Raw genomic sequence first — 12,976 nt, forward strand, 5'->3', positions numbered from 1 at the left:
AGGAACTCATCGAGTATCGCCCGAATCCTATCGACTATCAATAGGCTCCCAGGCGAATCGGGGTCCACGCCAGTGCTTGTAGACGAGGGTCCGCTCCGATGGTGCGTTGCCGGAGTAGCTGAGACCGACCTCGCCGGTGGTGCTGCTGACCACCAGGCTGGCCAGTGAGGGCTCGTCGCGGCGGAGGCAGTCCTCGGAGAGCAGGTCGAGGAGGCGCCCCAGCCCGTTGATGGCGTGCGGGATGCCGAGGTCGGTCTTCATGGAGCCGTAGGTTGCCGTGCCGCCGGTGGTGGCTACCCCGATGAGGTAGGAGCGCATCCGGGGTAGCCACTCGACGTCGGCCGGGGTGACGGTGACGTTCCGGCCCTTGATCGGGAGGGTCTCTCCGCGGTTCAACAGCAGGTCCATGGCCCGATCGTGACACGGCGGGACCTCCAGCGCAGTAGGCTGGAACCGGTGAGATCAGTGGGGCCAGGAGGGGTTCCGGCCGAGGTGGGCGAGGATCTGGTCCAGCGGGTTGTCGCCGTTCCACGGCAGCGCGGGGGAGAACGGCGTGCCGGGGACCAGGCGGACTTCGCCGGTGGGTACGACGTCGGCGACGGTCTGCGCGGCCGACAGGACCTCGGGGGTGAAGGTGACGGTGGTGCCGAGGGTTGCGGCGACGTCCCAGGAGTGCACGACGTAGTCGATGAAGTGGAAGCTGATCGCCTGGTGGCCGGGGAAGTCCGCCCCGAACTCGGTCAGCGGGAACGTCCGCTCCGTCACGCCGTCCTCGGCGAAGGCGGCCAGCACGTGCTCGGCCGACGCGATGTAGGCCTTGGCCGGCTCGTCGCCCAGGTCGCGAACCTTCCACAGTTGTTCGCCGCTCTCGCCCCGGGAGGCGGCGGCGAAGCCGTAGTGCTGCGTCGCCATGTGGGCGAGCAGGCCGTACAGAGTCCAGGCCCGGCAGGGCGTCGGCTTGGACAGGTCGGCATCGGTGATCCGCGTGGCGAGGTCGATGCTGGCCCGGACCGCCGCGGCGTCGAGGGATACGTAATCAACAGTAGGCATGCGCACATCATATGCGCGAGCATATGATTGCGCCAGTGCTATCTTCGGCAGCGTGACCGCTGCGGACGAGCGCCCCGATCTCGCCGCGATGCTGTATCCGTTGGTGCGGACGCTCATCGCGGAGGAGATGCCGGTGCTCGCCGAGCACGACGTCTCGATGTGGGGCTACTCCGTGCTCGTCGCCCTGGACGAGACCCCGGTGCGCACGCAGTCCGCGCTCGCGGAGGCGATCGGTGCCGACAAGTCCCGCATCATCGGCACCCTCGACGAACTGCAGGACGCCGGCCTGATCGAGCGCACGCCGGACCCTGACGACCGCCGGGTCCGGTTGTTGTCGATCACCGCCAAGGGCCGCCGGGTACGACGCTCTGTCCGCAAGGGCATCCGGGTTCGCGAGGAGCGGCTGCTGGCCAAGCTCCCGGCCGCCGACCGCCAGGGCTTCCTCCGCGCCCTCCGTGCACTCCACACCTCCAAATAGGGCCTCCGCTACCAAGCTTGGGGTGAGATCGCAACCGATTCGGAGTGTGACGTTCTCGTCACGATCCGTTGAACCGAACGCGGCCGTCGATCGTGAAGAAGAGAGCACCACCCCCGCCCCAACACCCTCGAGAGTGAGGCCTGATGAAGGTGCTCGAGCGTTATCAGTCAGAAGTGGTCGCCGTCTTCCGGATCGTCGTCGGCTTCCTGTTCGCCACCCACGGTGCGGCCGCGTTGTTCGGCGTCCTGGGAACCAGGCAGGTGCCGGCGTTCGCCTGGCCGTCCTGGTGGGCGTCCGCGATCCAGTTCGCCGCCGGTGCGCTGGTGATGATCGGGCTCGCCACCCGGTACGCCGCGCTGCTGTGTTCCGGATCGATGGCCTACGCCTACTTCACTGTTCACCAGGTTGATGCTTTGCTGCCTGTGCAGAATGGTGGCGAGAAGGCGGCACTGTTCTGTTTCGCCTTCCTGCTGATCGCATTCCTCGGCAATGGAACGTGGTCGGTGGAGCGACCGACACCTGTACGCGAGAAGCTGGCAGCAGCGACGGAGTGACCGGAGCAGCCGGATCATGAGCACTCCGCACGACAGAGCAGGAGCGCCGATGGCCGATGACCGCGCGGCGCTGTTGCGTGAGCTGCACGACGTGCATGCTCCCGCGCTGTGGCGGTTCGTGGTCCGGCTGACCGGCGACGACCGGCTGGCCGAGGACGTCGTCCAGGAGACCCTGCTGCGGGCGTGGCGCCGGCCGCAGATCCTGACCGAGGACGAAGCCGGGGCCCGGGCCTGGCTGTTCACGGTGGCGCGCAATCTCGTCATCGACGACCGGCGCAGTGCCCGGGTCAGCCGCGAGGTGGCCAGCGGCGACCTGCCGGAGAACCCGAGCGCTGACCACGCGAACGCCGTACTGGATGCCTGGCTGGTGGCCGAGTCGCTGGCACAGTTGTCCGAGGAACATCGGCAGGTGATCGTTCGCGCGTACTACGGCCGTCGTACCGTCACCGACATCGCCGCGGAGCTGAACATTCCGTCGGGCACCGTGAAGTCGCGGCTGCACTACGGACTGCGGGCGTTGAAGCTCGCGTTGCAGGAGAGGGGGGTGACGAGCCAGTGAGTGATCCGTACCGCGAATGGGATGCGGCGTACCTGCTGGGGTCGTTGTCGGCGAAGGACCGGCGCGAGTACGAGGAACATCTGCGCACGTGTGACGAGTGCTCGGCCGAGGTCGCGTCGCTCGCCGCCGTACCGAGCGCGATGGCCGCGCTGCCGGACGACCGCGCGCTCGCGACGATCACCGAGGCGCCGCCGAATCTGCTGCCCGACCTGGTGCGCACTGTCCAGCGCGATCGCCGCAAGCAGCGCATTCGGCTGGGCGCGGTGGTGACCGGAGTCGCCGTCGTCGCCGCGGTGATCGGCGCGGTGATCGCGATCCCGCTCACCCACGAGGAGCCGCAGGGGGACTACGTCGTACTCGCGCAGACCGTGGCCAGCAAGCTGTCCGCCGACGCCCGGCTGGTGCCGGAACGCTGGGGTACGACGATCGAGATCAGCTGCCGGTACGACGAACTGGCCACGCCCAGCGAACGGGCGCGGGGCTACGAGTTGTACGTCACCGACTCGTCGGGAAAGGCCCAGCTGATCGCGAGCTGGACCGCGTCTCCGGGAACGACGGTCAAGCCGGCCGCGACGACGAAGTTGCGGCGCGAAGAGATCCGGGCCCTGGACATCCGCAGCTCCGAGACCGGGCGGGTTCTGCTCGCTGTGCACTTCTGATCACTGTCGGCACGAATGAGCCTCCCCTGACGGGGCACCTGAACGTCACGAGCGACGGTCGCTCGAGAGGCCGCCGAATCGAGACCCCGGTGTTCAGGGACGTGCACCGGGGTCGCGGCGGTTCCGGCGCCGCAGCGCCGACCGTGAGCTGTCTGGAAGAATTTCGCCGGATTCCTGTAACACTCAGCACGTCACCAGCGATACACCGTGTGTAACGCCACTGAGGATCCCGTCCCAGGTCAACCGCCCGAAGGGCCTGGGGCGGGGTTTTCTTCGCCGCCAGGCGCCCCGGCAGCGTTACGCACGAAGGCCCCCGGTGAACCTCCCCGGGGGCCTTCGCGCTGTTATCCCCTCCTCGGAAATCCAGCGCTTCCACGGACTGCGCGGTGCGCTATGACGCTCGTTCGCCTGGGCCGTCCGACTCCGGCAGTGCGATCCGGTCCGCCGGCAGGCGTTCCGTCCGCTCTGTCCCGTCGTCGCCCTTGTACTGCACCAGACCGGTCCATCCCGTCTCCTCGTGCTCACGGCCGATCAACCAGCCGTGACGCCACTGGTCGTCCGCGTGGACGACCACATGGCTGGGTAGCGGGAGGCGGGACACCAGGTCGGTGTCGGGCTCGAACTCAGTCATGGCCGAAGGCTAGGTGGTTTCGGCGCCAGGCGCCTCCCCCGCCGCGTGTTTCTCACGCTGTTCTAGGGCTGTAGTTCGCGGATCACGCCGACGCCGAGACCGAACTCACGCACTGATCCGGTCACCTTCAGGGCCCGACCGCCGGGGATGTGGGTGACCCAGCCCTCACGCAGTGCGTGGCTGCACAGGGCCGCACCGACCGCGCCGGCGAGGTGCGGCCGGCGTTCGGTGACGTCGAGGCACGACCGTACGGCGGGCCGGCCGTGGCGCCCTTCGAGCACGATGCCGAGATCGTCCAGCCAGGCAGAGCCCTCCGGCGTCAGCGTGATCCCGTCGGACCAGTCGAGCAGGCCGCGCTCGGTCATCGCATCCGCCAGCGCGACGCCGAGCTTGCCGGCCAGGTGGTCGTAACAGGTCCGCGCCCGCGCGAACGCGTCCCGTTTGCTGACCGCGGACAAGCTGTTCGCGACCTCGGTACGACGTGGCGCGAGCGCCGCGAGGCCCTCGATCAACTCGGCCGTGTCCGGGCCGGCGAGCTTCACGTACCGGTGCCGTCCCTGCCGGACCTCGCTCAGCAGTCCGCCGTCGACGAGCAGGTTCAGATGTTCGCTGATCGTCGGCCGCGAGACCTTCGCGAGCCGGGCCAGTTCTGTCGCCGTCCACGCACGTCCGTCGAGCAGCGCGAGGCAGACCGTCGCCCGGGTGGCGTCGGCCAGCATCCGGGCCCAGGAAGCCAGTTCCTGTCCTTCCGTCTGCGTGCTCATGAGTCCATCATGCCGCTCCGACAGTTCGGTCCCGGCCTAACCGACCGCCGCCTAGCGTCGAACCCATGACGCATCTGACCATCGAACCGTCCATCCTGTACGTCGGTACGCCGGTCGCGCTGCTGAGCACGGTCAACGACGACGAGACCTTCAACCTGGCGCCGATGTCCTCGGCGTGGTCACTCGGGGATGTCGTCGTCCTGGGCGTCAGCGCCTCGGGCCAGACCGCCGGCAACCTGCAGCAGCGGCCGGAACTGGTGATCAACTTCCCGGCGCCGGACCAGTGGCAGGCGGTCGAACGGATCGCCGGACTGACCGGGCGCGACCCGGTGCCGGAGCACAAGCGTGCCCGGTTCCGCTTCGAGCGCGAGAAGTTCGCCGCGGCCGGCCTGACTCCAGCCGACTCCGAGCTGGTCGGCCCACCCCGCGTCGCCGAATGCCCGTTGCAGTTCGAGGCAACCGCCGCCGACGTCCAGTTCGATGCCGATGGCAACTTCCTGATCATCCAGGCCAAGGTACTGCGGGTGCACGCCGACCACCGGATCGTCGTACCGGGGACGTCGTACGTCGATCCGGGCGCGTGGTCGCCGCTGATCTACAACTTCCGGCACTACTTCGGCCTCGGCGGCGAACTCGGTGAGTCGTTCCGCACCGAGACGCCTAGAGCAGCCGAAGCCGATCGACTTCTTCGTCGCTGAGGACGACGTCCAGGCCGGCGAGCACCTCGGGAAGCTCGTTCGCCGGTACGGCGCGGTGCGTGGCGCGGCCGTCGGCGTACTCCGTCGTGAGGTCGTCACCGACCAGGCGACGGACGATGCCGTCGGCAACGCGCATCACCACCGGCCGTCCGGTGAACGGGGAGTCCGGGTGGGTCGAGACGTAGTGGTGGTAGACCCGGTAGTCGATCGGGCGTACTGGCTCGTCGTTCGACGCGTGCTGCGGGATCCAGCCGTCCGCGGTCTTCTTCGCCAGCGTCCACACGTCACCGTCGAGGGTGAGGCGGTGGTCCCAACCGCCCTGGTCGACGACCACACCGTCCTTCAGCGGAGTCGGATAGAGCTGACCGGCGCCGAATCCGACATCGGCGAGGAATTCCTCCCCGTCCACGCCGACCTTGAGGAGTGCGTGGGTTCGCGGTCCGGCCTTGTGCGGTTGTACGCGCGCGACGCGGCGATCCACCGTGAAGCCGAGCCGCTCCAGGGCGGCGCCGAACAGCAGAGCGTGTTCGTAGCAATAGCCGCCCCGTTGCCGGCCGACGAGCTTGGTCTGGATCGCGTCCAGGCCGATGCCGGGGTGCGTGCCGAGAATCACGTCGATGTTCTCGAACGGGATCGCCAGCACGTGGGCGCGGTGCATGCTGCGGAGGCTCTCCGCCGACGCCGCCACCTTCGGATGCCCGATCCGGTCGAGGTAGGCGTCCAGGTCAAGTTCTTCGATCTGCCACATGACGCCTACCTCAACACTTCCAGTTCACTTGAGGTCAAGCTCGGTGAACAGGGTGAGCTGCAGTCCGCCCGGCGCCTCCAGCCGGGCGTTCAGCGAGTTCCACGGTGTGCGGGTCGGCTCCGCGATCACCGTGGCGCCCGCCGCGGCCAGAGTCCTGGTGGTCTCCGCCGAGTCGTCGACCTCGAAGGCGACGCGGTACTTCCCGGCCACCCGCCGGCCGACCTCGACCCGGTCGATGAAGTCGGCCTGGTTCGGATCCGCGATCTCGAGCGTCGCCCGCTCGACATCGAGAATCGTCACCCGGCCGTCTTCGGACTCGTACGACTCGCGTTCGGCCAGGCCGAGCACGTCCCGGTAGAACGCCACCGCCTCGTCGTAGTCGTCCGCTGTCACGACCAACCGCAACTCTTTGACTGTCATGAGGTCAGTATCAGTCCTCCTGCACCCAGGCGCGGCCGATATTCGCCTCCTCGAACCGCCAGCCCTCACCGGTCCGGACGGCCGTGTACTTCAGCCGGAGCCCGGCACGCCGGTGCGGCGCCTGGCCGTCGCGATAGAAGAAGGTCAGCTGGTTGGCCGATGTCTCGGCCCGGTCCCCGTCGACGCTGACCAGGATGTCGCTGTGCACGTGCTGGGTCAGTTCGCCGTCGACCGCCGTACTGCGCAGGTACTCGAGCACCTCGTCGATGCCCCGCAGTTCCCCGCCGCGCGGAGACCGCACCAGGATGTCCTTCGTGTAGACCTGCCGGATGTCCTCCGGCGTCCCTTCGTCCAGGACCCGCGCCAGTCGCGCGAACAGATCCTCGATCTCCCACCGTTCGGTTGTCATCGTCGTTCCTCTTTCATTGGGTTGGCCAACGTTGGCCTCACCAACTATAGCCGGGAAACCTGATAGTGGTCGATCAGCCAGGTTTCGCCGGTCCGCCGCAGTACGACGCTCAGGTAGACGGACAATTCCGGCCGGTCGGTGAACGCGAAGTCCACGGCGACGTACCCGAGGATCAGGTCCTCGCTCAGTCGCCGGTGTTCGAGGATCCGGTACGACGGCGACAGCCCGAGCGGCTGTGAGTCGTAGTACTCGGCCACGGCGTCGCGGCCCACGCCGTACGGGTGCAGACCCTGGAAGATCGCGTCCTCGGTGAAGTACGACGCGACCCGCTTCGGGTCGTGCTCGATGATGGCGTCCTTCCACTGGTCGAGAACGCCGTGCAGGATGTCGAGATCGTTCATCGGAATCAGTGGCCCGCCTGCTGGCCGCCGTCGACGTGGAGGATCTCGCCGGTGACGAAGGCTGCGGTCTCCAGGTAGGTGACGGCGTCGACGACCTCGTCGATCTCACCGAGCCGGCCGACCGGATGCAGGGCGGCCAGGAACTCGTGCGTCTCTTCCGGGTGCATCTGAGTACGGATGACGCCCGGCGCGACCGCGTTGACGCGGATGCCGCGAGCGGCGTACTCGGTCGCCAGGGACTTGGTGACCGAGTTGAGTCCGCCCTTGGTCAGCGACGCGAGAGCGGACGGCACGCTGCTGAAGGCGTGGTCGGCGAACGTGGTGGTGATGGTGACGATGTGACCGCCGCCCTGCTCGACCATCGCGGCGATCGCTCGCCGGGTCAGATCGAAGAAGCCGCGCAGGTTCACGCCGGCCACCTGGTCGTAGTCGGCGTCGGTGTACTCGGTGAACGGCTTGGCGATGAACACACCGGCGTTGTTGACGACGGTGTCGATCCGGCCGAACGAGTCCAGCCCGGCCTCGACGATCCGGGTCCCGACGCCGGCCTCGGCGACGTCGCCCGGCACGGTCAGCACCAGCGGGTCGTCGGCGGGCGTGATCGTGCGGGAGTTGGCGACCACCGCGTACCCGAGCTTGCGGTACGCCGTGACGAGTGCCGCGCCGATGCCCTGGGACGCACCGGTGACGACGGCGACTTTCTGGGAACTCATGGTTCTCTCTTTCTCGAGGTTTGGTACTTCGATCGTTGTCGAACCATGTGCTGTTTTCCACGACCGGTTTCCTCCCTACTGAGAGGCTCGGCCTACTACGATCAGCGGGTGGAGCTGCGGCAGTTGCGGTACTTCGTCGCGGTCGCCGAGGAGCTGAACTTCGGTCGCGCCGCCGCCCGGTTGCACATCGCCGGGCCCTCGCTGTCGCAGCAGATCAAGGCGCTGGAGCGTGATCTTGGCGTCCGGTTGTTCGAGCGCGATCGCCGTACCGTCACGCTGACCGCGTTCGGCGAGACGCTGCTGCCGCAGACGCGGGCGTTGCTCGATCAGGCCGACGGCCTTCGCCGGACCGCGGCCGGGTTCGCGACGACCGAACCGGTGCGACTCGGGTACGTCAGCTGGCGGCCGGCCGATCTGGCCGAGCGGGTCTCCGGGGTCGCCCAGTTGCAGGTCGACGCGTGGGTGATGCCGTCGCACACCCAGGCCGAGCGGGTCGCCGATCGCAGCATCGATCTGGCGATCTGCTGGGTGCGCGCGACCGACCTCGCCGAGCAGGACCTGGACGGGCGGCTGATCGGCGCGGACCGGCTGTTCGCGGTCTCGCCGGGTGCCGACGAGACCGCGGTTCGCGCGCGGGACACCGTCGTACTCGTGGATGCCGACACCGCGACCTGGGCGTCATGGAACCTGTACGCCGTCGAGTTCGCCCGCGCGACCGGGGCGTCGGTGGTGCGCATCGACGACCACGGGATCACCGGGTCGGCGTTCTTCGATCAGGTACGTCGATTGGGCCGGCCGGTGGTCAGTTCGCCGAAGCGGGACGCGACGCCGCTGCCCCGTGGTCTCGTTCGGCGTCCGGTCGTCGAACCGGTGCCGATCTGGACGTGGGCGCTGGTGTGGCGGCGTGGCGAGACCCGGCCGGCCGTCAGGGCCGCGGTCGAGGCGTTGAGCCGCGACGTTGCCATTGACCTCGGGCCGGAGGGCGCCTGGCTGCCGGCGGACGATCCTTTCAGGCCTGGTGCTGCACCGCTGCCGGAGTGAGGCGATAGCCGAGGTTCTCGGAGAACTCGGCGGACAGGGCGAAGCGGTCGCCGCGGACGAGGGTGTGACGCCATTCGACCGGACGGCTCTGTGACGTGCCCTGGCGGTTGATGGAGAACGCGGCCGCCTCGGGCGGGCAGCGGAGTACGGCGCGCTCGGCCGGGGTGGGTACGACGGCGCGGATGTCCTCGCGTCCGTGGTCCAGCCGGACGCCGATGCGGGTGGCCAGCTCGTTGTAGAGGCTGGTGTGGGTGAAGTCGGCGTCGAGGAGTGGTTCTGCCAGGGAGGCGGGCAGCCAGACGCGGTCGAGCGCCAGCGGCTCGTCGCCGGCGAAGCGGAGACGCTCCAGGTAGAGCAGTGGGCTCGACGCCTCCAGGTCGAGGCGGCTCGCGATGACGCCGTCGGCCCGGATGTCGAGTGCGCGGACGCTGCTGTGCTGGGTCAGGCCGGACGCCTCGACCGAGGAGAACAGGCTGTACAGCGCACCCATCGGCTGGCGGATCTCCGGCGTGGTCGCGACCCTGGGCTGACGGCCGCGTTCGGCCACGATCAGGCCGTCCGCGCGCAGCTTCCCGAGCGCCTGCCGGACCGTGTGCCGGCTGACCTGGTAGTCCTCGACGAGCGCGAGCTCACCGGGGAACGTGTCGTCGAACTCCCCGGACCGCAGCCGCCGCACGAGGTCCTGCTGCAGCTGCTTCCACAGCGGCTGGCCGCCGGTGCGGTCGAGCCTGCGCTGGATCATCAGGGTCCTGCCTCCCGGGAGTGGGCTTGCCAAATGTCCGGTCATCTCCTAGCTTAAATGTGCGTACATTTTCAGCGGGAGGAACCGGGCCGATGGTGCAGGTCGAGATTAGGCCACCGCACGCTCCGCTTGGTGCCGTCTCACGGACCCAACACCTGCCTTGGTTCCACTCAGTGGTCGGGCGGATGCCTGGCTTGGGGGTCGTGCTTCTCCTCACCGCCGTCGCCGTCCCACTGGGACGGCTCGTTCCTGTGGTTGGGGGACCGGTCTTCGGCATCGTCCTCGGGGTTCTCTCCGGCCTGCTGATTCCCACCCTGCGGGCTGAGCGGTGCCGACCGGGATACGACTTCGCCGCGAAGAACCTGCTCCAGGTCTCGATCGTCGTACTCGGCACGGGCCTGTCCCTCCAGCAAGTGGCCCGTGTCGGCGCCTCCTCACTTCCCGTCATGCTCGGCACGCTGGCCATCGCACTAGGCGGCGCGTGGGTCTTCGGCCGATTGCTCGGCGTACGCGGCGACACCCAGACCCTGATCGGAGTCGGTACGGCGATCTGCGGCGGCTCCGCGATCGCCGCGGCGACCGCCGCCATCGGTGCCAAGCGATCATCGGTCGCCTACGCGCTCGCGACGATCTTCACCTTCAACGTGGTCGCCGTCCTCGCCTTCCCGCCCCTCGGCCACCTGATGGGCCTCAGCCCGGAAGCCTTCGGCCTGTGGGCGGGCACTGCGATCAACGACACCTCATCGGTAGTCGCCGCCGGCTACGCCTACAGCGCCGACGCCGGCGACCAGGCCCTCGTGGTGAAGCTGACCCGCTCATTGATGCTCGTCCCGATCGTCCTGACCCTGGTCGTGCTCAAGTCCCGCCGTGACGCGCGGACCGCCGACCGCCAGGACCCGGACCACCCGCGGACACGTCTCCCGTGGCGCCGGCTCGTGCCGATGTTCCTGATCGGCTTCGTCGCCGCGGCTGGCCTGCGTTCGGCCGGGCTCGTGCCGGACGGATGGCTCCCGACGCTCAGCCTGATCGGCACGTGCCTCATCACCTCGGCCCTGGTCGCGATCGGCCTGTCGCTGCGGCCGCGCGAACTACGCGACGCAGGGCCCCGGCCGCTCCTGCTCGGAGCGATCCTGTGGGCCCTGGTCGCGTTGGGAAGCCTCGGACTTCAGTCCTTCTCGTAGGCCGCCGGGCGGGTCTGCACCGTCTTGATCCGCGGCACGTCCAGCTTGTTGCTGCGGTCGAAGCGGTAGATGCCGTTCTCTTCCTGGAACACGTCCGTCAGCTGCGTGTAGCAGTAGCCGAACATCAGGGGGTCGTCGAGCAGCGCGTCGACCAGACCGGTGAAGCGCGCGTAGAACGCCTCCTCGTCGACCACCCGCTGGCCGTAGCCCCACGACTCGGTGCGGTTGTCACCGGCCGACTTCGCGGCCTCCTCCGGGTTCCACCAGATGCCGCCGAACTCACTGCAGAAGTACGGCTGACCGGCGTACGGCTGGGAGATCGGCCGCTGCTCGTGCCCGCCGGTGTTCCCGTACGGCGCTCCGTCCGCGAGGCCGGCCATCTGCCGGGCGAACTCGGCCGGGTCCTGCTCGTAGTTGTGCGAGTCCCAGACGTCGGTCTCGGGCACGCGGTGCGAGTATCCGGACGCGTCGAGCACCGGCCGGGTCGTGTCGGCCGCCTTCGTGGCCAGGAACATCGCCCGGGTGACGTCGTCCAGCTGGGTGATCCGGTCGTGCAGGAACTGGTGCGTCTCGTTCAGCGGGCACCAGCCGATGATCGACGGGTGGCTGTAGTCGCGCTCGACCGCCTCCAGCCACTGCGCCACGTACGACGCCGTCGGCTGCTGGTTGTCCTCTTGGGTGCCATCGGCAAGGTTTTCGCCCCAGTCGCCGAACTCGCCCCAGACCAGGTAGCCGAGCCGGTCCGCGTGGTACAGGAACCGCTCCTCGAACACCTTCTGGTGCAGCCGTGCGCCGTTGAACCCGGCCGCCAGGCCCAGCTCGATGTCCGCGACGAGCGCCTCGTCGGACGGCGCCGTCATCAGGCTCTCGGGCCAGTACCCCTGGTCCAGCACCAGCCGCTGGAACACGTGCTTGCCGTTGATCAGGATCGCCTGGCCGTTGATCGACACCGACCGCAGTCCGGCGTAGCTGTCCGCGCCGTCCACAACGTTGCCGTCGGCATCGATCAGCTCGAGGCGGACGTCGTACAGGTGGGGATCGGTAGTGTCCCAGAGGCGGACGCGATCCGCCGGGACCTGCAGCGTCAGCCGCGGCGCGAGGTCGAGGTCGGCGCGGACCTCCTGGGTGACGACCTCGCCGTCGGCGTCCGTCAGGATCGCGCGGACCTTCCAGCCCGGCTTGTTCGCCGACACCGGTACGGCGAGGTGGAAGCTGGAGCCGGCCACGTCCGGGGTGATCCGCGGGCGGCCCAGGTGCACGGTCGGCACCGCCTCGAGCCAGACGGTCTGCCAGATCCCGGTCGTCCGGGTGTAGTGGCAGCCGTGGTTGAAGTACTTCGTCGACTGCTTGCCGCGGGCCTGCGCGCCGTACCGGCTGTCCCGCGCGCGGACGACGATGGTCGCCTCCTCGCCGGGCTTGGCGACCTGGCGGAGGTTGGCGCTGAACGGCGTGAACCCACCGCGGTGCCGCACCACCTCGACGTCGTTCACCCACACGGTCGCGTCGTGGTCCACCGCCTGGAAGTGCAGGACGGCGTCCTTGCCGGACCAGTCGGCCGGGATCGTGACGGTCGTCCGGTACCAGACGGCCTCCATGAAGTCGACGTCCTCGATCCCGGACAGCTTCGTCTCCGGCGCGAACGGCACGGTGATCCGCTGCGCGAGCTCTCGCTCCCGGACCCCGCGCTCGAGACCGGAGTCCGACCGGTCGATCTCGAACTGCCACTCGCCGTTCATGTTCACCCACTCCGGACGAACGAACTGCGGGCGCGGGTACTCCGCACGAGGTTGAGTCATGAGCACTCCCGTGACGTGGTTTCTGAGGGGGTCGGCACGACACTACAACGTTGGAATGCGCCCAGCAATGGGTCTTCCGGGTGTTGGTTCGAGGGTCGGTGTCGGTCTCGGGCACCCTGGTTCGTCGGGTTG

At 68.7% G+C, this 12,976-nt stretch carries 18 protein-coding genes; 7 read left to right on the forward strand and 11 right to left on the reverse strand.

Annotated features, from left to right (window positions below; genetic code table 11):
- Window positions 1-27 precede the first annotated feature (27 nt).
- Both ACGFH6_RS33195 and ACGFH6_RS33200 read right to left on the reverse strand, forming a co-directional pair.
- Window positions 28-408 (reverse strand): hypothetical protein, encoded by a 381-nt coding sequence (locus ACGFH6_RS33195; RefSeq protein WP_393391813.1) that lies wholly within the window; start codon window positions 406-408, stop codon window positions 28-30.
- A gap of 54 nt (window positions 409-462) precedes the next feature.
- Window positions 463-1,050: a TIGR03086 family metal-binding protein gene (locus tag ACGFH6_RS33200; RefSeq protein WP_393391816.1), complete on the reverse strand. Its 588-nt coding sequence runs from the start codon at window positions 1,048-1,050 to the stop codon at window positions 463-465.
- A gap of 52 nt (window positions 1,051-1,102) precedes the next feature.
- Between ACGFH6_RS33200 and ACGFH6_RS33205 the strand changes: the two genes are divergently transcribed.
- The 4 genes from ACGFH6_RS33205 (at window position 1,103) to ACGFH6_RS33220 (ending at window position 3,300) form a co-directional block, all read left to right on the forward strand.
- A complete protein-coding gene (locus tag ACGFH6_RS33205; protein WP_393391818.1) occupies window positions 1,103-1,528 on the forward strand; it encodes a MarR family winged helix-turn-helix transcriptional regulator in 426 nt (141 codons plus the stop codon).
- A gap of 143 nt (window positions 1,529-1,671) precedes the next feature.
- Window positions 1,672-2,082: a DoxX family protein gene (locus ACGFH6_RS33210; protein WP_393391821.1), complete on the forward strand. Its 411-nt coding sequence runs from the start codon at window positions 1,672-1,674 to the stop codon at window positions 2,080-2,082.
- 49 nt (window positions 2,083-2,131) lie between these two features.
- Window positions 2,132-2,641: a sigma-70 family RNA polymerase sigma factor gene (locus tag ACGFH6_RS33215; RefSeq protein WP_393391823.1), complete on the forward strand. Its 510-nt coding sequence runs from the start codon at window positions 2,132-2,134 to the stop codon at window positions 2,639-2,641.
- Window positions 2,638-3,300: an anti-sigma factor family protein gene (locus ACGFH6_RS33220; RefSeq protein ID WP_393391826.1), complete on the forward strand. Its 663-nt coding sequence runs from the start codon at window positions 2,638-2,640 to the stop codon at window positions 3,298-3,300. Before ACGFH6_RS33215 ends, ACGFH6_RS33220 begins: the two co-directional genes overlap by 4 nt.
- A 391-nt stretch (window positions 3,301-3,691) precedes the next feature.
- Here the strand turns inward: ACGFH6_RS33220 and ACGFH6_RS33225 are convergent, their stop codons facing one another.
- The gene (locus tag ACGFH6_RS33225) at window positions 3,692-3,931 is read right to left on the reverse strand and encodes a hypothetical protein (protein ID WP_393391829.1); all 240 of its coding nucleotides are present in this window, start codon (window positions 3,929-3,931) and stop codon (window positions 3,692-3,694) included.
- A gap of 62 nt (window positions 3,932-3,993) precedes the next feature.
- Complete coding sequence (locus ACGFH6_RS33230) at window positions 3,994-4,695, reverse strand: ArsR/SmtB family transcription factor (RefSeq protein ID WP_393391832.1); 702 nt, start codon at window positions 4,693-4,695, stop codon at window positions 3,994-3,996.
- Between the two features lie 65 nt (window positions 4,696-4,760).
- On the opposite strand from ACGFH6_RS33230, the gene ACGFH6_RS33235 reads away from it, so the two are divergent.
- Window positions 4,761-5,393 (forward strand): flavin reductase family protein, encoded by a 633-nt coding sequence (locus tag ACGFH6_RS33235; RefSeq protein ID WP_393391834.1) that lies wholly within the window; start codon window positions 4,761-4,763, stop codon window positions 5,391-5,393.
- Here the strand turns inward: ACGFH6_RS33235 and ACGFH6_RS33240 are convergent.
- From ACGFH6_RS33240 to ACGFH6_RS33260, 5 genes are read right to left on the reverse strand one after another with little or no spacing between them, the layout of a single operon-like run.
- Complete coding sequence (locus ACGFH6_RS33240) at window positions 5,356-6,141, reverse strand: arylamine N-acetyltransferase (RefSeq protein ID WP_393391837.1); 786 nt, start codon at window positions 6,139-6,141, stop codon at window positions 5,356-5,358. The genes ACGFH6_RS33235 and ACGFH6_RS33240 overlap by 38 nt on opposite strands.
- 24 nt (window positions 6,142-6,165) lie before the next feature.
- Complete coding sequence (locus ACGFH6_RS33245; protein ID WP_393391840.1) at window positions 6,166-6,561, reverse strand: VOC family protein; 396 nt, start codon at window positions 6,559-6,561, stop codon at window positions 6,166-6,168.
- 10 nt (window positions 6,562-6,571) lie between these two features.
- Window positions 6,572-6,970, reverse strand: a complete 399-nt coding sequence (locus ACGFH6_RS33250) for a nuclear transport factor 2 family protein (protein WP_393391842.1) — start codon at window positions 6,968-6,970, stop codon at window positions 6,572-6,574.
- Window positions 6,971-7,014: 44 nt separating this feature from the next.
- Window positions 7,015-7,371 carry a YybH family protein gene (locus ACGFH6_RS33255; protein ID WP_393391845.1) on the reverse strand — a complete coding sequence of 119 codons (357 nt, stop codon included), beginning with the start codon at window positions 7,369-7,371 and terminating at the stop codon, window positions 7,015-7,017.
- A gap of 5 nt (window positions 7,372-7,376) precedes the next feature.
- The gene (locus ACGFH6_RS33260; RefSeq protein WP_393391847.1) at window positions 7,377-8,084 is read right to left on the reverse strand and encodes an SDR family NAD(P)-dependent oxidoreductase; all 708 of its coding nucleotides are present in this window, start codon (window positions 8,082-8,084) and stop codon (window positions 7,377-7,379) included.
- A gap of 108 nt (window positions 8,085-8,192) precedes the next feature.
- Here ACGFH6_RS33260 and ACGFH6_RS33265 point away from each other — a divergent pair, with 108 nt between their 5' ends.
- Window positions 8,193-9,125, forward strand: a complete 933-nt coding sequence (locus tag ACGFH6_RS33265; protein ID WP_393391850.1) for a LysR family transcriptional regulator — start codon at window positions 8,193-8,195, stop codon at window positions 9,123-9,125.
- Here the strand turns inward: ACGFH6_RS33265 and ACGFH6_RS33270 are convergent.
- Window positions 9,094-9,867 carry a GntR family transcriptional regulator gene (locus ACGFH6_RS33270; RefSeq protein WP_393391852.1) on the reverse strand — a complete coding sequence of 258 codons (774 nt, stop codon included), beginning with the start codon at window positions 9,865-9,867 and terminating at the stop codon, window positions 9,094-9,096. The two genes, ACGFH6_RS33265 and ACGFH6_RS33270, sit on opposite strands and share 32 nt — an antisense overlap.
- Window positions 9,868-10,052: 185 nt before the next feature.
- Here ACGFH6_RS33270 and ACGFH6_RS33275 point away from each other — a divergent pair, with 185 nt between their 5' ends.
- Entirely contained in the window at window positions 10,053-11,048 is a 996-nt protein-coding gene (locus tag ACGFH6_RS33275; protein WP_393391855.1) for a YeiH family protein, read from the forward strand.
- Here the strand turns inward: ACGFH6_RS33275 and ACGFH6_RS33280 are convergent.
- Window positions 11,033-12,844, reverse strand: coding sequence for a glycoside hydrolase family 2 protein (locus tag ACGFH6_RS33280; RefSeq protein WP_393391858.1), 1,812 nt, complete (start codon window positions 12,842-12,844; stop codon window positions 11,033-11,035). The genes ACGFH6_RS33275 and ACGFH6_RS33280 overlap by 16 nt on opposite strands.
- Window positions 12,845-12,976 lie beyond the last annotated feature (132 nt).

The organism is Kribbella sp. NPDC049227 (assembly GCF_043197265.1).
Lineage (GTDB): Bacteria > Actinomycetota > Actinomycetes > Propionibacteriales > Kribbellaceae > Kribbella.